At 70.2% G+C, this 18,249-nt stretch carries 18 protein-coding genes; 16 read left to right on the forward strand and 2 right to left on the reverse strand.

The genetic code is table 11. From position 1 onward, the window contains the following. Window positions 1-29: 29 nt before the first annotated feature. Window positions 30-467 (reverse strand): DUF4124 domain-containing protein, encoded by a 438-nt coding sequence (locus JGR68_RS07395; RefSeq protein ID WP_199362065.1) that lies wholly within the window; start codon window positions 465-467, stop codon window positions 30-32. A 222-nt stretch (window positions 468-689) separates the two neighbouring features. Between JGR68_RS07395 and hemN the strand changes: the two genes are divergently transcribed. From hemN to JGR68_RS07475, 16 genes are all read left to right on the forward strand, one after another. After that, window positions 690-2,093 (forward strand): oxygen-independent coproporphyrinogen III oxidase, encoded by a 1,404-nt coding sequence (gene hemN, locus JGR68_RS07400; protein ID WP_199362064.1) that lies wholly within the window; start codon window positions 690-692, stop codon window positions 2,091-2,093. Window positions 2,094-2,112: 19 nt separating this feature from the next. Further along, on the forward strand, window positions 2,113-2,871 hold the full coding sequence (locus tag JGR68_RS07405) for a helix-turn-helix domain-containing protein (protein WP_234446460.1): 759 nt from the start codon (window positions 2,113-2,115) through the stop codon (window positions 2,869-2,871). Between the two features lie 100 nt (window positions 2,872-2,971). Next, window positions 2,972-5,296, forward strand: a complete 2,325-nt coding sequence (locus tag JGR68_RS07410; protein ID WP_199362063.1) for a nitric-oxide reductase large subunit — start codon at window positions 2,972-2,974, stop codon at window positions 5,294-5,296. A 1-nt stretch (window position 5,297) separates the two neighbouring features. After that, window positions 5,298-6,542, forward strand: coding sequence for an NnrS family protein (locus JGR68_RS07415; protein WP_199362062.1), 1,245 nt, complete (start codon window positions 5,298-5,300; stop codon window positions 6,540-6,542). A gap of 4 nt (window positions 6,543-6,546) precedes the next feature. Then, the gene (locus JGR68_RS07420; protein ID WP_199362061.1) at window positions 6,547-6,954 is read left to right on the forward strand and encodes a SirB2 family protein; all 408 of its coding nucleotides are present in this window, start codon (window positions 6,547-6,549) and stop codon (window positions 6,952-6,954) included. Window positions 6,955-7,051: 97 nt separating this feature from the next. Further along, on the forward strand, window positions 7,052-7,507 hold the full coding sequence (gene azu / locus JGR68_RS07425; protein WP_199362060.1) for an azurin: 456 nt from the start codon (window positions 7,052-7,054) through the stop codon (window positions 7,505-7,507). A 239-nt stretch (window positions 7,508-7,746) separates the two neighbouring features. Next, a complete protein-coding gene (gene ccoN / locus JGR68_RS07430) occupies window positions 7,747-9,249 on the forward strand; it encodes a cytochrome-c oxidase, cbb3-type subunit I (RefSeq protein ID WP_199362059.1) in 1,503 nt (500 codons plus the stop codon). 1 nt (window position 9,250) lies between these two features. After that, window positions 9,251-9,925, forward strand: a complete 675-nt coding sequence (gene ccoO / locus JGR68_RS07435) for a cytochrome-c oxidase, cbb3-type subunit II (RefSeq protein WP_199362058.1) — start codon at window positions 9,251-9,253, stop codon at window positions 9,923-9,925. After that, window positions 9,922-10,065 carry a cbb3-type cytochrome c oxidase subunit 3 gene (locus tag JGR68_RS07440; protein WP_199362057.1) on the forward strand — a complete coding sequence of 48 codons (144 nt, stop codon included), beginning with the start codon at window positions 9,922-9,924 and terminating at the stop codon, window positions 10,063-10,065. Before ccoO ends, JGR68_RS07440 begins: the two co-directional genes overlap by 4 nt. Next, entirely contained in the window at window positions 10,062-10,997 is a 936-nt protein-coding gene (ccoP, locus tag JGR68_RS07445; protein WP_199362056.1) for a cytochrome-c oxidase, cbb3-type subunit III, read from the forward strand. The genes JGR68_RS07440 and ccoP overlap by 4 nt, the downstream gene beginning before the upstream one ends. A gap of 41 nt (window positions 10,998-11,038) precedes the next feature. Beyond that, window positions 11,039-11,296 (forward strand): hypothetical protein, encoded by a 258-nt coding sequence (locus tag JGR68_RS07450; protein ID WP_199362262.1) that lies wholly within the window; start codon window positions 11,039-11,041, stop codon window positions 11,294-11,296. Next, window positions 11,293-12,846 (forward strand): 4Fe-4S dicluster domain-containing protein, encoded by a 1,554-nt coding sequence (locus tag JGR68_RS07455; protein WP_234446461.1) that lies wholly within the window; start codon window positions 11,293-11,295, stop codon window positions 12,844-12,846. Before JGR68_RS07450 ends, JGR68_RS07455 begins: the two co-directional genes overlap by 4 nt. Beyond that, window positions 12,846-13,355: a FixH family protein gene (locus JGR68_RS07460; RefSeq protein ID WP_199362055.1), complete on the forward strand. Its 510-nt coding sequence runs from the start codon at window positions 12,846-12,848 to the stop codon at window positions 13,353-13,355. Before JGR68_RS07455 ends, JGR68_RS07460 begins: the two co-directional genes overlap by 1 nt. 1 nt (window position 13,356) lies before the next feature. Continuing rightward, a complete protein-coding gene (locus tag JGR68_RS07465; protein WP_234446462.1) occupies window positions 13,357-15,774 on the forward strand; it encodes a heavy metal translocating P-type ATPase in 2,418 nt (805 codons plus the stop codon). After that, window positions 15,771-16,004: a cbb3-type cytochrome oxidase assembly protein CcoS gene (gene ccoS, locus JGR68_RS07470; protein WP_199362054.1), complete on the forward strand. Its 234-nt coding sequence runs from the start codon at window positions 15,771-15,773 to the stop codon at window positions 16,002-16,004. Before JGR68_RS07465 ends, ccoS begins: the two co-directional genes overlap by 4 nt. Then, window positions 15,994-16,716, forward strand: a complete 723-nt coding sequence (locus tag JGR68_RS07475; protein WP_199362053.1) for a sulfite exporter TauE/SafE family protein — start codon at window positions 15,994-15,996, stop codon at window positions 16,714-16,716. The genes ccoS and JGR68_RS07475 overlap by 11 nt, the downstream gene beginning before the upstream one ends. A gap of 162 nt (window positions 16,717-16,878) precedes the next feature. Here JGR68_RS07475 and JGR68_RS07480 read toward each other — a convergent pair whose 3' ends face one another. Further along, entirely contained in the window at window positions 16,879-18,135 is a 1,257-nt protein-coding gene (locus JGR68_RS07480) for a replication-associated recombination protein A (protein ID WP_199362259.1), read from the reverse strand. Window positions 18,136-18,249: the final 114 nt, after the last annotated feature.

Raw genomic sequence — 18,249 nt, forward strand, 5'->3', positions numbered from 1 at the left:
GTCGGGATGCGCGTCCACGGCCAACCGCATCAGCGGCAGGCTGCCCGGACCTCGTCGTCGAGCTTGCGCAGCAGGTCGAAGGTGCGCTTCAGACCGACGCGCTGCAGCGTCCGCTCCCGCCGCGCGCGGGCCGCTTCGCAGCGATCCGCGCCGGGACGTGAACCTGCCGTCGCACGACCGGTGCCACGCCTCGCGACTGTCCTTTGCACGCCCCTCCGCCCCTGGCGGTCCGTCTCCTGCCGACCGGCGGCCGCCGATGCCGCGGCAGGCATCGGTTCCGGGACCGCGTCATAGCGCGCGGCCAGCCGCTGGCCAGCCCCGCAGGCCTCACTGGTCAAGGTCACGTGTCCATCGCTACCCACGCACTTCTGCACCGTCTGCGCGGCAGCGGGAGCGCCGCAGCACATCAGGCAGAAAACCACCGCCAACACATCCCGGCCCGGCTTCCACCTCGAACGCGTTTCCATCCGCCCTCCCCCCTCGGTTTCCCGCGCGCCAGCGATGCGGAGCCGGCATCCTGGATCGCGGGTGCAATCCCGAATATCAGGCCAGCGCACGCACGCGGGTGCGGGTCCGCACGCCCGGGGCATCGGGCCGACGGACGCCCCCATGTCGGGAACCTCCCGGGCACGGCAGGCCTTGACGCGAGTCAAGGCGTGCCTGGCGCAGCTGTTGCAGTATTCCTGCCCATGGACGCTTCCCTGCCCTTCAACGCCGAACTGCTCCGCCGTTACGACCGGCCGGGGCCGCGCTACACCTCCTACCCCACCGCGCCGCAGTTCAGCAACGGATTCGGCGAGGTGCAGCTGCGCGAGGCGGCGGCCGCCAGCAACGGCGATCCGATTCCGCGCCGGCTGTCGCTTTACGTCCATGTCCCGTTCTGCGTCAGCCCCTGCTTCTACTGTGGCTGCAACCGCATCATCACCCGCGACAAGTCGCGCGCCGAGACCTACCTGGCGCGCCTGTACCGCGAGATCGACATGACCGCGGCGCTGTTCGACCGCGACCGCGAGGTGGTGCAGCTGCACCTGGGCGGCGGCACGCCGAACTTCATGGATCCCGCGCAGATCGGCGAGCTGGTCGACGCCCTGCGCCGCCAGTTCCACTTCGCGCGCCCGGAAGAGAGCGACATCTCGATCGAACTCGACCCGCGCTTCGTCTCGCCCGCCGACATCGCCGAGCTGGGCCGCATCGGCTTCAACCGCGCCAGCTTCGGCGTGCAGGACTTCGACCCGGTGGTGCAGGAGGCGGTGAACCGCATCCAGTCGGTGGAGGAAACCCGCGCGGTGGTCGAGGCCTGCCGCGCGAACGGCTTCCGCTCGGTCAACGTCGACCTGATCTACGGCCTGCCGAAGCAGAACCCGGAGGGCTTCGCGCGTACGCTCGACACGGTGCTGGAGATGCGCCCCGATCGCCTGGCGGTCTACGGCTACGCGCACCTGCCCGAGGTCTTCCGCCCGCAGAACCAGATCAGGGCCGAGGACCTGCCGAGCGCGGAGCAGAAGCTCGGCCTGCTGGAGCTGGCGATCACCAGGCTCTCCGCGGGTGGCTACGAGTACATCGGCATGGACCATTTCGCCCTCCCCGACGATGCCCTGGCCATGGCCCAGGCGCGCGGCAGCCTGCACCGCAACTTCATGGGCTACACCACCCACGCCGACAGCGACCTGATCGGGATGGGCGTGAGCGCGATCAGCCACATCGGCGACACCTTCAGCCAGAACCCGCGCGACCTGCCCTCCTGGCAGTTCGCGATCGACGAGGGCCGCCTGCCGGTGTTCCGCGGCATGCAGCTCGACGAGGACGACGTGATCCGCGCCGACCTGATCCAGCAGCTGATGTGCCAGGGCGAGGTCCCGATGCACGCGCTGGAGCGGCGCCACGCCATCACCTTCAAGGACTATTTCGCCGAGGGACTGGAGAAGCTGCGGCCGCTCGAGGCGGACGGCCTGGTGCGCGTCGAGCACGACCGGATCCGCGTGACCGCGCGCGGACGGCTGCTCTTGCGTAACATTGCCATGTGCTTCGACCGCTACCTCGCCCCCGTCCCCGCCGATTCCGACAGCCGGCCCCGCTTCTCCCGCGCCATCTGACGCCTGGGGAGGCCCGCCCGTGGTAGACAAGATCGCGTTCCCGCGCGTCGATCCCAGCATCCTGGCCGACGACGGCGACGCCTTCCATTTCTGTTCGACCTGCGCGTTCTCGCAGGCCTGCATGTCCCAGGGCATGGACAAGGCCGCGCTGGGCGAGCTGCACATGCTGGTCGAGCACGTCGGCCCCCTGCGCGCGGGCGACCACGTGTTCCGCGTCGGCGATCCCTTCGAGGCGATCGCGGCGGTGCGCGCCGGCACGGTCAAGACCTATGTCATCGACCCCAGCGGCCGCGAGCACGTGCTCGGCTTCCATTTTCCGGGCGAAGTGATCGGGCTCGACGGCATCGACGGCGACACCTATCCCTGCAACGCCGTGGCGCTGGACACGGTGATGCTGTGCCGGTTCTCGTTCCCCAAGATCTCGATCCTCGCCGGCCGCCTGCCCGGCCTGCAGCAGCACCTGTTCCGCCTGCTCAGCCGCGACATCGGCCGCGCCGCCCTGCTTTCGGGCGACTGGACCGCCGACGAGCGCCTGGCCGCCTTCCTGGTGATGATGTCGCGGCGGCTCGCCGCGCGCGGCTTCTCGCCCGATCGCTTCCAGCTGACGATGGCGCGCACCGACATCGCCAACTACCTGCGGCTCGCGCCCGAGACCGTCAGCCGCGTGCTGAAGCGCTTCCAGGCCGACGGCCTGCTGCGCGTCGACCGCAGGGAGCTCGAGATCGCCGACCAGCCGCGGCTCACCGCGCTCGCCACCCCGGTGCTCTGGAACCAGTAAGCGCCCGTCGGCACGCCTGCCTGTGGCCGGCTTGACTTGCGTCATGGAGGGCCGGGGATCCATTCACGGAACATGCGCGCACCGAAACCGGGAGCCCGTCATGGGGAACTATCGAAAGCTGTGGATCGGCCTGGCCGTTCTGCTCGTGTCATCCTTCGCCGTCCTGCTCTGGGCAGGCGGGGAAATCTTCCGCGCCGCGCCGCCGGTGCCGGAACAGGTGGTCTCCGAAGACGGCAGCGTCGTCTACACCCGCGCCGACATCGAGCGCGGGCGGCAGGTCTGGCAGTCGATCGGCGGCATGCAGCTCGGCTCGATCTGGGGCCACGGCGGCTACGTCGCTCCCGACTGGAGCGCCGACTGGCTGCACCGCGAAGCGGTGGCGATCCTCGACGCCTGGGCGCGCGAAGCCGGCGCCGAAAGCTGGGCCTCGATGGGCGCGGGCGAACGCGCGCAGATGCAGGGCCGCCTGCAGGACATGATGCGGGCCAATACCTACGACGCCGGCACCGGCACGGTGACCCTGCACGCGGACCGCGTCACGGCGATCCGCGAGGTCGGCGCGCACTACGTCAGCCTGTTCGGCAGCGAGCCTGACACCGCGGAGCTGCGCGAAGCGTATGCGATGAAGAACGACACCATCGCCGCCCCGGAACACCGGCAGGCGATGACCGCGTTCTTCTGGTGGACCGCCTGGGCCGCCACCACCGAACGCCCGCGGGAATCCGGCGACGGCATGGTCCCGGACAAGGCCGGCGTGGTGCCGCAGCAGGTCACCTACACCAACAACTGGCCGAGCGAGCCGCTGGTGGGCAACCGCCCGGCGGCGCCGCTGTGGGTCTGGTCGGCGTTCAGCGTGCTGTTCCTGATCGCCGGCATCGGCCTGCTCGGCTGGCACCACGCGCGCGAGCATGACGGCGAGGACCGCGGCCACGCCATCCCGGCCAGCGATCCGTTCGCCCTCACCCGGCTCACGCCGTCGATGCGCGCGGTCGCCAAGTACTTCTGGCTGGTGCTGGCGCTGTTCCTGGTGCAGATCCTGCTGGGTGCGATCACCGCCCACTACCAGGTCGAGGGCCAGGACGCCTACGGCTTCGCGCTGTCCGAGGTCCTGCCCTACTCGCTCTCGCGCACCTGGCATACCCAGCTGGCGGTGCTGTGGATCGCGGTCGCCTGGCTGGGCACGGGCCTGTACATCGCGCCGATGCTGTCCGGGCACGAGCCCCGGTTCCAGCGGTTCGGGGTCAACTTCCTGTTCGTCTCGCTGATCATCATCGTGGTCGGCTCGTTCGCCGGCCAGTGGCTGGCGGTGATGCAGAAGCTCGGCCTCGAGCACAACTTCTGGTGGGGCCACCAGGGCTGGGAATACGCCGACATGGGCCGCTTCTGGCAGTGGTACCTGTTCGTCGGCCTGCTGCTGTGGGTCGCGCTGGTGGGCCGGGCGCTGTGGCCGGTGCTGCGCGACCGGAAGAACGAGACCCGCCACATCGTGGCCCTGCTGTTCATGGCCACGGCCGCGATCGGCATGTTCTTCGCCTCGGCGCTGATGTGGGGCGAGCACACGCACATCTCCGAGGTCGAGTACTGGCGCTGGTGGCTGGTGCACCTGTGGGTCGAAGGCTTCTTCGAAGTGTTCGCGACCGCGGTGATGGCGCTGATCTTCACCCGCCTGGGCCTGATCAAGGTCTCGGTGGCCACGGTCGCGGTGCTGTTCGCCACGATCATCTTCATGTCCGGCGGCGTGCTGGGCACCCTGCACCACCTGTACTTCGTCGGCACGCCGACCGCGGTAGTGGCGCTGGGCGCGAGCTTCTCGGCGCTGGAAGTGGTGCCGCTGGCCTACATCGGTTTCGAGGCCTACCAGACCTGGAAGTACGGCAAGGCCACGCCGTGGATGGCGCGCTACCGCTGGCCGGTGATGTTCTTCATCGCGGTCTCGTTCTGGAACCTGGTGGGCGCGGGCCTGTTCGGCTTCCTGATCAACCCGCCGCTGTCGCTCTACTACATGCAGGGCCTGAACCTGACGCCGCTGCATGGCCACACGGCGATGTTCGGGGTCTACGGGATGCTGGGCATCGCCCTGGTGCTGTTCTGCCTGCGCGGGCTGCGCGGCCAGATGGTCTGGGATACCGCCGCGCTGAAGCTGTCGTTCTGGGCCCTCAACATCGGCCTGGCGCTGATGGCGCTGCTGACCCTGCTGCCGCTGGGCACCATGCAGCTGCTGGCGGCGATCGAGCACGGCTATGCCTACGCACGTTCGGCGGAGTTCATGCAGCAGCCGATCGTCGACCTGCTGGTGTGGATGCGCGTGCCCGGCGACACCATCTTCAGCATCGGCGCGGTCGCCCTCGCCTGGTTCGTGCTGCGGCTCTGGGTCGTGCCGCGGCGCGAGCCCGTCGTGGGCGTCGAGGCGAAGGAACAGGCCTGACATGGCCACGGGCATGGGACATGGCCGGCACGGCGGCGCTTCGGCGCCGTTCGTGCAGCTCGCCGCCGCGCCGCACCGGCTGATGTTCTTCGTCGGCACCGGCAACGTGCTGCTGGCGATGGCGTGGTGGACGGCCTGGCTGGTGGCCAACCGCTGGCCCGGGGTGCTGGCGATGCCGCAGCCCGAGCCCTACGCCGGCTGGCTGCATGCGATCGTCATGCAGTACCAGATGCTGCCGAGCTTCATCTTCGGCTTCCTGCTGACCACCTTCCCGCGCTGGATGGGCCTGCCCGACGCGGCCCGCTGGCACTACGTGCCGGTGGGCCTGGGCATGTTCGGCGGGCAGATCGCGGTGCTGCTCGGGGCGCTGGGCGCACCGGCCGGCATCGAGGTGGGCGTGGCGATGACCCTGGCCGGGTGGATGGCCGGGCTGTTCTTCCTCGGCGACCTGGTGCTGCGCGACCGCAACCGGACCTGGCATGCCCGTTCCTGCTTCGCCGCCCTGGTGCTGGGCTGGGTCGGGCTGGCGGCCTTCGGGGCCGCCCTGCTCGGGGGCGCGCCCACCTGGATCTTCGCCAGCATCAAGATCGGCACCTTCGGCCTGCTGCTGCCGGTGTACCTCACGGTGGCGCACCGGATGTTCCCGTTCTTCGCCGCCAACGTGGTGGCCGGCTACGTGTCGTGGCGGCCGCTGTGGCTGCTGGCCGCGTTCTGGGCCCTGTGCATGCTGCACCTGGGCCTGGAGCTCATGCACGCCTATGCCTGGCTGTGGGTGGCCGACCTGCCGCTGCTGGCGCTGTCCCTGCTCGCCGTGTGGCGCTGGTGGCCGCGCGGACCGAAGCCGGGGATCCTGGCCGTGCTGTTCATCGGCCTGGGCTGGCTGCCGGTGACCTTCGCGCTGTACTCGGCGCAGAGCCTGGCCTGGCTGGCCGGCGAAGGCTTCATCCTCGGCCGCGCCCCGGCCCACGCACTGTTCGTGGGCTTCTTCGGCAGCCTGCTGGTGGCCATGGTCACGCGGGTCACCCAGGGGCATTCGGGTCGCAGGATCGAGATGCCGGGCGTGGCCTGGTTCGCGTTCGCGGCGATCCAGCTGGTGACCGTCGTGCGCATCCTGGCCGATGTCTCGGCCGATGCCGGCTTCTGGTGGGCGGTCGCGGCGTTCGGCTGGCTGGTGGCGCTGGCGCCCTGGGCGATCCGCCTGGGCAGGATCTACCTCATCCCGCGCGCGGACGGAAAGCCGGGGTGAGCCGGTGATCGAGTTCTATCCCCAGATCAAGTCCGTGCACGTTGCGACGGCGGTCGCCAGCGGCCTGCTGTTCCTGCTCCGCGGGCTGCTGGTGCAGGCGGGCCAGGCGCGCTGGGCCATGGCCGCGCCGGTGCGCTACCTGAGCTACGCCATCGACACCACCCTGCTGACCGCGGCCCTCATGCTGCTCACGATCCTGCCGGGCGCGCTGTTCGCCAACGGCTGGCTGGCGGCCAAGCTGGTCCTGCTGGTCGCCTATGTGGTGCTCGGCTCGCTGGCGCTGAAGCGTGGCCGGTCGGCGCGCGTACGGCTGGCGGCCTACGTCGCGGCCCTCCTGGTGTTCGGCTTCGTCTACTCCATCGCGCGGACGCATCACCCGGCCGGCCTGCTCTGGCTCATGGGAGCCGCTTGACCCAGGTCATGGCCGCGCCGGCGAGCCGGGTCGATACTGTTGCGCATGGATCGGCGGCACCGCCGGTCCACCCGATCAGCCCCCAAGGAGATACACCATGAAGCAGCTCATCATCGCCACCCTGGGCCTCGGCCTGCTCGCCTTCGGCGGCACCGCTGTGGCGTCCAACTGCACGATCAAGCTCAAGGGCGACGACCGCATGCAGTTCGACCAGAAGGAAATCACCGTCTCGGCCGCGTGCAAGACCATCAGCATCGAGCTCGAGCACACCGGCAAGCTTCCGGCGGCGGCGATGGGACACAACGTTGTCGTGTCCGCAACGCCGGACGTTCAGGCGATCAACACCGCCGGCGCCAAGGCCGGTGCCGCCGCTGGCTACCTGCCGCAGGGCGATGCCAAGGTCCTCGCGGCCACCGACATGATCGGCGGCGGCGCAAGCACCAAGGCCTCGTTCGCGGGCAGCAAGCTCAAGGCCGGTGGCGACTACACCTTCTTCTGCTCCTTCCCCGGCCACGCCGCGCTGATGAAGGGCAAGCTGGTCGTCACTCCCTGACCCGGGCGCGCCGCACACGGTGCGGCGTGGGACGCTGCAGGGCGCGCTCCGGCGCGCCCTTTTGCGTGCACGGGCCTATAATGTTCACCGCAACATCACCTCCCTCCTCCGGCCGAACCGGCCGTGCGCCCGCTCAGAGGGCGCCAGCGGCATGCGCCTTCCCCGGAATTGACTGCGATCAATCCAGGGTCCGCTCCGGGGCGGGAGAATCCACACACGCAAACCAAGGTCATCAATCCATGTCCTCGACCCCAGCCACCGTGGCTTCGGCCGCCCCCAGCGTCCAGGGTGACGCCAGGTCCGGCTATTACAACGACAAGGTGGTGCGCCAGTTCACGATCGCGACCGTGTTCTGGGGCATCGTCGGCATGGCTGTCGGCGTGCTGATCGCCGCCCAGCTGTACTGGCCCACCCTTGGCGAAGGCATTCCGTGGCTCTCCTACGGCCGCCTCCGCCCGCTGCACACCAACGGCGTGATCTTCGCCTTCGGCGTCTCGGCGCTGTTCGCGACCAGCCTGTACGTGGTCCAGCGGACCTGCCACGTCCGGCTGATCTCCGACAAGCTGGCGTCCTTCGTGTTCTGGGGCTGGCAGGCGATCCTGGTGGCCGCGGTGATCACCCTGCCGCTGGGCATGACCCAGGGCAAGGAATACGCCGAGCTCGAGTGGCCCATCGACTGGGCGATCACCATCGTCTGGGTGGCCTATGCGGTGCTGTTCTTCGGCACCATCGCCAAGCGCCGGGTGAGCCACATCTACGTCGCCAACTGGTTCTTCGGCGCGTACATCATCACCATCGCGCTGCTGCACATCGTCAACAACATCGCCATCCCCTCGGGCCTGGACAAGTCCTACCCGGTGTACAGCGGTGCGGTGGATGCCATGGTGCAGTGGTGGTACGGCCACAACGCCGTGGGCTTCCTGCTGACCACCGCCTTCCTCGGCATGATGTACTACTTCGTGCCCAAGCAGGCCGAGCGCCCGATCTACTCCTACCGCCTGTCGATCGTGCACTTCTGGGCCCTGATCGCGGTCTACATGTGGGCCGGTCCGCACCACCTGCACTACACCGCGCTGCCCGACTGGGTGCAGTCGGTGGGCATGGTGTTCTCGCTGATCCTGCTGGCCCCGAGCTGGGGCGGCGCGATCAACGGGATCATGACCCTCTCGGGCGTCTGGTACAAACTGCGCACCGACCCGATCCTGAAGTTCCTGATCGTGGCGCTGTCGTTCTACATGATCGCGACCTTCGAAGGTCCGATGATGTCGATCAAGACCGTCAACTCGCTGTCGCACTACACCGACTGGACCGTCGGCCACGTGCACGCCGGCGCGCTGGGCTGGGTCGCCATGATCACCGTCGGCTCGATCTATTCGCTGATGCCGCGCGTGCTCGGCCTGAAGGAGATGCATTCGGTCAAGTGGATCGACGTGCACTTCTGGCTGCACACCGTGGGCGTGGTGCTCTACATCGTCTCGATGTGGATCGCCGGCGTCATGCAGGGCCTGATGTGGCGCGCCACCAACGCCGACGGCACGCTGACCTACAGCTTCGTCGAGGCGCTCAACACCACCTATCCCTACTACCTCGTGCGCCTCGGCGGCGGCCTGCTGGTGCTCGCCGGCATGGTCCTGATGGCGGTCAACACCTGGAAGACCTTCCAGATGGCCAAGGCCCCCGTCGCGCATCCGGTGATGCCGCCCGACCCCTCCAGCGCCCGCGCTTCGACCCAGGCAGCCTGACATGAGTGACAACAAGACCAATCCGCCGCCCAACGCCCATGAGAAGGTCGAGAAGAACGTCGGCCTGATGATGATCCTGATCGCGGTCGCCGTGTCCTTCGGCGGCCTGGCCGAGATCGTGCCGCTGATGTACCAGGCCGAGGCGATCGAGCCGCTCGACGGCGTCAAGCCCTACCCCGCGCTCGAGCTCGCCGGTCGCGACGTCTACGTCCGCGAGGGCTGCTACAACTGCCATTCGCAGATGGTGCGCACGCTGCGCTTCGAGTCCGAACGCTACGGCCACTACTCGCTCGCCGGCGAGTCGGTGTACGACCGTCCGTTCCAGTGGGGCTCCAAGCGCACCGGTCCGGACCTCGCCCGCGTCGGCGGCCGCTACTCCGACGACTGGCACCGCGTGCACCTGATCGATCCGCGCGCGGTCGTGCCGGAATCCAACATGCCGTCGTTCCCGTGGCTGGCCGAGGCGAAGGTCGATCCCGCCAAGGTCGCGCGCAACATGCGCAACCTGCAGCGCCTCGGCGACCCCTACACCGACGAGGACCTCGCCGGCGTGGCCGCGGCGGTCGAGGGCAAGACCGAACTCGACGCCATGGTCGCCTACCTGCAGGGCCTGGGCCGGCATGCGCCGACCGCCGCCACCGCGGCCGCAACGACTGCCGCGGGGTCCGCGCAATGACCGGAGGGATCATCACCCTGTTCCTGCTGCTGCTGTTCGTCGGCGGCTGGGCATTCATCTGGAGGCCTTCGCACAAGGCCATGTTCGACGCAGCCGCCAGGCTGCCCCTTGAGGACGACGCCGAGGAGTCGCGGGAATGAGCACCGGTTGGAGCATTTTCGTCATCGTGCTGGTGGTGCTGAACCTGCTGGGCCTGTGGGCCCTGCTGGCCTGGACCAGCCGGCGCCGCCCGGGCGATCCCAAGCCCGAGGACACCAGCCACGTCTGGGATGGCGACATCACCGAATACAACAAGCCGCTGCCGCGCTGGTGGATCATCGGTTTCTACCTGACCATGGTGTACTCGGTCGGCTACCTGCTGTGGTATCCGGGCCTGGGCAACTTCAAGGGCTTCGGCAACTGGAGCTCGGCGTCCGAACATGACGCCGACAAGGCCAGGCAGGACGCGATCCTGTCCGAGACCTTCCGTCCCTACGACGGCCAGCCGATCTCCCAGCTGGCCGGCGACGCGCGCGCGGTGGAACTGGGCCGGGCGATCTTCGCCAACACCTGCGCCACCTGCCACGGCTCGTCCGCGCAGGGCGCGGTGGGCTATCCCAACCTCACCGACGACATCTGGCACTGGGGTGGCTCCGAGGACCAGGTCCTGCAGAGCGTGCTCGACGGCCGCCAGGGCGTGATGCCCGAGTGGGGCACAGTGCTCACCGGCATGGGCGGCGACAACGCCGTGCTCTCGGTAGCCACCTATGTCCGTTCGCTGGCCGGCGAAGTCCCTGAGAACGACTTCTTCGCCGCCCAGGGCAAGGGCCTGTACGAAGGCGTCTGCGTGGCCTGCCACGGCATCGAGGGCAAGGGCAACCAGGAGCTGGGCGCGCCCGACCTGACCGACGGCTACACCATGTACGGCAACTCGGTGGAGTCGATCATGGACACCATCAACAACGGCCGCCATGGCGTCATGCCGGCGCACCGCGACCTGCTGGGCGAAACCCGCTCGCGCCTGGTGGCGTCGTACGTCTGGTCGCTGTCCAGCGGCAGCGCGAATCCGGAGCGGTCCCCGGAGGCCCAGTGAGCGCCGCCCCCGGCCCGGGCTTCGACCACCCGCCGCGCCCCATGGCGCAGCGGGTCGGCGCCATCCTGTGGCCGAGCTTCTTCTCGGCGTGCGTGGCCACGATGGTCTTCTCGGCCTTCGTCGATCCGCTCGCGCTGCGCGACATCACCTTCCCGGAGATCGCGATCAGCCGCAGCCTGGGATACTCGATCGCCTTCTTCATGTTCTGGGTCGCGACCGCGGCCTCGAGCCTGTTCACCTGGATCCTCCTGCGGCCCTCGAGCCGCTTCAACAGGGCACTTCCCCCGGACAAGCAGTGAGCCGTCGCATTCCCCTGGAGCTCGCCGAGGACACTGGCGGCTCGATGTACGTCAGCGAGCGCAAGGTCTATCCGCGCGACGTGTCCGGCCGCCTGAACACCCTGCGCGTCGCGGCGGTCTTCTGGCTGCTGGGCATGTTCTATGTCTTCCCGTGGCTGCGCTGGGACGGCCGCCAGGCGGTGCTGTTCGACCTGCCGGCGCGCAAGTTCCACGTCTTCGGGCTGACCTTCTGGCCGCAGGACTTCCTGTTCCTGGCGCTGCTGCTGATCATCGCCGCGCTTGCGCTGTTCTTCTTCACCGCGCTCGCCGGACGGCTGTTCTGCGGCTATGCCTGTCCGCAGACGGTGTGGACCGAAGTCTTCCTGTGGATGGAGCGCTGGACCGAGGGCGACCGCAACAAGCGGATGAAGCTCGACGCCGGCCCGTGGACGCGCGAGAAGCTGCTGCGCAAGGGCGCCAAGCACGCGCTGTGGGCAGTGTTCGCGCTCTGGACCGGCTTCACCTTCGTCGGCTTCTTCACCCCGATCACCGACCTGGGCGCGCGACTGGTGCCGTTCGAATGGGGCGGCTGGGAGACCTTCTGGGTGCTGTTCTACGCCCTGGCCACCTGGGGCAATGCCGGCTTCCTGCGCGAGCAGGTCTGCAAGTACATGTGTCCCTACGCGCGCTTCCAGAGCGCGATGTTCGACCGCAACACCCTGATCATCGCCTACGACCCGATGCGCGGCGAGCCGCGCGGCCCGCGCAAGCGCGGCCTGGGCAGCATCGCCGAACGTGGCCGCGCCCTGCTCGACCAGGTCACCGCCTACGACTACGTGTTCCGTTCCGCCCTGCATCCGACCGCGGCCGACAATCGCGTGCAGGCGGCGGGCTCGATCACCCTGGGCGCGGTCGGCGAGGTCGCCGAGCCGCTGCCGAAGTTCTCGCCCGATGAACTCGGCGACTGCATCGACTGCACCATGTGCGTGCAGGTCTGCCCCACCGGCATCGACATCCGCAACGGGCTGCAGTACGAGTGCATCGCCTGCGGCGCCTGCATCGACGCCTGCGACTCAGTGATGGACAAGATGGGCTTCGAGCGCGGGCTGATCCGCTACAGCACCCAGAATGCGATCGACAGCAAGCCCACGCGCGTGGCGCGGCCGCGGGTCTTCATCTACGGCGCCCTGCTGCTCGTGCTGGCCGTGGCGTGGGTGGTCGGCGTGAACACGCGCAGCCCGCTGATCGTCGAGGTGCTGCGCGACCGCAACGCCCTGTACCGCGTGGTCGGCGGCGGCGAGGTCCAGAACGACTACACGATCAAGGTCGTGAACAAGAGCGACGACGCGGTCACCTACCGCATCGTGATCGAGGGTGCGGCGTCCGGCATCGAACTGCGCGGTGCGCGCCTCGATGCCGTGCGCGCGGCTCCGCAGCAGGTGATCAGCGTTCCGGTCATCGTCGCCGCGCCTGACTCCCTCAAGGGCCGCCACCCGCTCACCTTCCGCGTCGAAACCGGCGACGGCGGTGCCAGCGAGACGGTCGACAGCAGCTTCTTCGGACCCATGTGATGACCGACGACGACAAGAAAAGACCGTTCTGGCGCGAGCCGATGATGTGGCTCGTGCTGGGCCTGCCCGCGGCCTCCGTGGTCGCCGGGGTGATCCTGGTCAGCCTGGCGGCGCGCGACTCCAGCGATTCGGTGGGCGACGTGGTGACGCGCACCGCCCAGATCCAGGTGTCCGACCTCAGCCCGGATGCACGCGCCCGCGACCTGCGCCTGAGCGCGATCGTGCGCGTGGACGAAGGCTTCCTCGAGGTGCTGCCGGTGACCGGCGAGTTCCAGCGCCAGCAGCCGCTGCGCCTGGTGCTGCGCCACCCCACCCTGGCCGCCTCCGACCTCGAGCTGCGCGCCGATCCCGCCGGCAACGGCTGGCGCGCGGAGACCGAACTTGCCCTCGGCCACGACTGGAAGCTGGAGCTGATGCCCGAAGGCATGCCCTGGCGGCTGCAGGGCCGACTGCCCGCAGGCCAGCGCGCGGCCCACGTGAAGCCGGCCATCTCCGGCGAGCGGGAGTGAGGTGAACGCGGGCGCGGTCGCCACGGCCGCCGCCGTGCGCGACGCGCAGGGCGTGCATGGCGGCTGCTTCCACTGCAGCGAGACCCTGCCCGCCGCAGCGGCGACCGCCCAGGTCGATGGCCAGGTCCGCAGCTTCTGCTGCGATGGTTGCGCCGCCGCCGCCCAATGGATCCGCGACGCCAACCTCGTCGACTACTACCGGCTCCGCTCGGAACCGGCCGGCCGCGCGGCGGTCGACCTCGAAGCGCAGCTCGCGGCCTTCGACCGCGACGACATCCAGTCCGGGCACGTGCGCGACGTCGATGGCGGCCGCGAGATCACCGTGCTCACCGACGGCATGCGCTGCGCGGCCTGCGCCTGGCTGATCGACCGCGCCGTGGCCCGCGAGCCGGGCGTGCGCGAGGTGGTGGCCAACGCGGTGACCGGCCGCGTGCGCATCACCTGGGACCCGGCGCGCGCGACGCTGTCGACCCCGCTGCGCCGCCTGGCCGCGCTCGGCTACGTGCCCTACCTGGCCACCGGCACCGACCGCGAGCGCGAGCGTGGCGCGCAGCGCAACCGCGACCTGCTGCGCATCGGCATCGCCGGCCTGGCCTCGATCCAGGCGATGATGTTCGCCGAGGCGCTGTACCTCGACGTCTACCAGCAGATGCCGGTCCCCACGCGCGACTTCCTGCGCTGGATCACCTTCCTGGTCTCGACGCCGGTGGTGTTCTGGTGCGGCTGGCCGTTCATCGCCGGCATGCTGCGCGAGCTGCGCAACCGCCACCTGGGCATGGACACCCTGATCGCCAGCTCCACCCTGCTGGCCTACTTCGCCAGCGTCTACGAGACCGTGCGCGGCGGGGCCCATGTCTGGTACGACGCGGCGGTGATGTTCGTCTTCCTGCTGCTGGGCGCGCGCATGCTGGAGCAGCGCGCGCGACGCATCGCCGTGGCCCAGGTGGACACCCTGGCACGGGCACGGCCAGCGCTGGCCACGCGCGAACGCGCCGACGGCAGCCGCGAGGTGGTCCCGACCGCCGCGCTGGCGGCCGGCGACATCGCCTGCATCGCGGCGGGCGATACGGTCCCCGCGGACGGGCGGCTGCTGGACGCCCCGGCCCGCTTCGAGGAGGCACTGCTCACCGGCGAGGCGCATCCGGTCATGCACCAGCCCGGCGACACGATCTACGCCGGCACGGTCTGCCGCGAGGCGCCCGCGCGCATCCGCGTCGAGCGCGTGGGCGCGGGCACGCGCCTGTCCGAACTCGAGACCCTGGTCGACCGCGCGCAGTCGCACCGCCCGCGGGTGGCGCAGCTGGCCGACGCGGTCTCGGGGCGTTTCGTCGCCGCCATCCTGGTGGTCGCGGTGCTGGTACATATCGCCTGGCGCATCCACGATCCCTCGCGGGCGCTGGAGGTCACGCTGGCGCTGCTGGTGATCAGCTGTCCCTGCGCGCTGTCGCTGGCGGTCCCGACCGCCATCACCGTCGCCCACGGCGCGCTGGCCAGGCTTGGCGTGCTGGCCAACGACGCCGATGCGCTGGGTTCGCTCGCCGGGGCCACCGACATGGTCTTCGACAAGACCGGCACGCTGGGCAGCGGCCGCCCGACGCTGGCCCGCATCGAGGCCCTCGGCGGCTTCGACATCGAGGACGTGCTCGGCATCGCCGCGGCGCTGGAGCGCGACAGCCTGCATCCGATCGCGCGTGCGTTCGAGGGCCAGGATGCCGGCCTGGACGTGGACGGCGTGGAGGAGCATCCGGGCCAGGGCATCGCGGGAACCGTCGACGGACGTCGCTGGTGCCTGGGCCGCGCGGAGTTCGCCGTCGGCCGCGCCGATGACGGCGCGCTGTGGCTGGGCAACGGCACCGAGGCGGCCGCCCGCTTCGTGCTCGAGGAGTCGCCGCGTGCCGACGCCGCCGAGGCGATCGCCAGGATCCGCGGCCAGGGGATCGAGGTGCACCTCTCCAGCGGCGATGCCGCCGCACCGGTCACCGCCTTCGCCGACCAGCTCGGCATCGACCGTGCGGCCTCGCGGCAGTCGCCGGAGGACAAGCTCGGCAGCGTGCGTGCACTGCAGGGCCGCGAGCGCGTGGTGGCCATGGTCGGCGACGGGCTCAACGACGCGCCGGTGCTGGCCGGGGCCGACGTCTCGATCGCGATCGGCAGCGGCGCCGCCCTCGCCCACCGCTCCGCCAGCCTGGTGCTGACCGCGCCGTCGCTGCTGCGGATTCCCGCGGCGGTCGCGCTGGCCCGGCGCACGCGCGCCATCGTGCGCCAGAACCTGGCCTGGGCGCTGGGCTACAACCTGGTGGCGATCCCGCTGGCGGCCGCCGGGTTGGTGACGCCCTGGGTCGCGGCGCTCGGCATGGCGCTGTCTTCGCTGATCGTCACCGTCAATGCGCTGCGCCTGGCGCGGATTCCCGCCGCATGAACATCCTGCTGTTCCTCATCCCGGTGAGCCTGGTGCTGCTGCTGGTGGCGATCTGGGCGTTCCGCTGGGCGGTGCGGAAGGGCCAGTTCGAGAACCTCGACGCCGCAGCCATCGACATCCTGCGCGACGACAGCGCGGACCAGCCGCCTGCCGCCGCCACGCCGGCGGGAGCGATGCCCAAGAACGAGTCCACAAGGCGGCCGCAGGGCGACCGGACCGATGCCGACTGACTGGCTCGCGATCGGTGCGGCGCTGCTGACCGGGCTGATGGGCGGGGTGCACTGCGCCGCGATGTGCGGCGGCATCGCCACCGGCTTTTCGGCCATGGGCGGACGCCGCGGCTGGTGGATGGCGATGCAGCCCAATCTCGGACGCGTCGGCGGCTACGTGCTCGCCGGCGCGCTCGCAGGCGGCATCGGCGGCGGGATCCTGGCGGCCGCGCGCAGCCCGTGGCTGGCCTTCGGTGCCCGCATGCTGGTGGGCGTGGTCCTGGTGCTGGTGGCGTTGCGCCTGCTCGACCGCGGCGGTCGCCTGGCCTTCCTCGGCCGTCCCGGGGCCACGCTGTGGCAGCGGCTGCGGGTGCTGCAGAGGCCGCTGCTGCCGGCCAACACCCCCGGCAAGCGCATCGCGCTGGGCGTGCTCTGGGGCTGGATGCCCTGCGGCCTCAGCACGACGATGCTGGCCGCCGCCTGGCTGCAGGCCGACGCCCGCAACGGCGCGCTGACCATGGCCGCCTTCGGCCTGGGCACGCTGCCGCTGATGGTCTCGCTGACCTGGTCGGGCGCGCGCCTCGGGCAGTGGCTGCAGCGTGGACCATGGCGGATGGCGATCGGGGGGGTGGTGCTGGCGGCTGGGCTCCTGACCATCGCGGCGCCCTGGCTGATGCACATCCCCGCGCTGGCCGGGCCACTGGCGGCGCTGGGCTGCCTGCCGCCACCCTGAGGCGCGACGCACGACTGTTGCAACGGCTTCAGACCTGCCCTGTTGGAGCGGCTATAGCCGCGATTCTGGACGCGCGCCGCAGCCTCAGCCGCGATTCTGGACGCGCGCCGCAGCCCCTCGATCGCGGCTATAGCCGCTCCTACAGTCGCTCTGACGTCGCGTCTACGTGAGCGTGCGGGCGGCGCGCAGGCGTTCGAGTTTTTCGCGCAGCTTGATTTCCAGGCCGCGTTCGACCGGGCGGTAGTAGACGCGCTCGCCCATGGCGTCGGGGAATCCGGTCTGGCCCAGCGCCACGCCGCCCTCGGCGTCGTGGTCGTACTGGTAGCCCGTGCCGTGGCCGAGCTGCTTCATGAGCTTCGTCGGTGCGTTGCGCAGGTGCATCGGCACTTCGGCGCTGCCGTATTCCGCGACGTCGCGCTTCGCCTCGCCAAGGGCCTTGTAGGCGGCGTTCGACTTGGCGGTGCTGGCGAGATAGATCGCCAGTTGGCCGAGCGCGAGGTCGCCCTCGGGGCTGCCGAGCCGGTCGTAGGCGTCCCAGGCCTCGAGGGCCATGGCCAGGGCGCGCGGATCGGCCAGCCCGATGTCCTCGACCGCCATCCGCGTCAGCCTCCGCGCCAGGTAGCCCGGATCCGCGCCGCCGTCGAGCATCCGTGCAAGCCAGTACAGCGCCGCGTCCGGGTTCGAACTGCGCACCGACTTGTGCAGCGCGGAGATCTGGTCGTAGAAGTGGTCACCGCCCTTGTCGAAGCGGCGGCTGCGGTCGGCCAGCACCTGGGCCAGGGTCTGGTCGGTGATCCTGCCGCCGTCGCCGGCGAGCTCGGCGGCGATCTCGAGCAGGGTCAGCGCGCGGCGCACGTCGCCGTCGGCCGCCGTGGCCACCAGCCTCAGCTGCCCGTCGCCGATGTCGATGCCGCGGCCGCCAAGGCCGCGCTGATCGTCGGCCAGCGCGCGCCGCAGCGCGGTTTCGATGTCTTCGACCGACACCGCCTCGAGCACGTGCACGCGGCAGCGCGACAGCAGCGCCGAGTTCAGTTCGAACGAAGGGTTCTCCGTGGTGGCGCCGACGAAGATGATCGTCCCGCGTTCGATGTGCGGCAGGAACGCATCCTGCTGGACCTTGTTGAAGCGGTGCACCTCGTCGACGAAGAGCACGGTGCGGCGGCCGCCGGCGAAGGTGTGGTCGGCCTCGGCCAGCACCTTGCGCACGTCGGGCAAGCCGGTCAGGACCGCCGAGATCGCGCGGTATTCGGCATCGGCGTATTCGGCCAGCAGCAGCGCGAGCGTCGTCTTGCCGCAGCCGGGCGGCCCCCAGAGCACCATCGAATGCACGCGTCCGGACTCGACCGCGCGCCGCAGCGCCGAGCCGGGCGCGAGCAGGCGCTGCTGCCCGACCATGTCGTCGAGCGTGCGCGGGCGCATGCGCTCGGCCAGCGGGCGCAGCGCGAGCGCGTCGGGATCGGGAGGCAGGAGTCCGGGACCGCCGGCGTCCGGGGCTGGCTTGCGGGGCACGTCACATCCACGCGATGGGGGACG

Origin of the sequence: Luteimonas sp. MC1750, assembly GCF_016615955.1 — a bacterium.
In the GTDB taxonomy this organism is placed as follows: domain Bacteria; phylum Pseudomonadota; class Gammaproteobacteria; order Xanthomonadales; family Xanthomonadaceae; genus Luteimonas.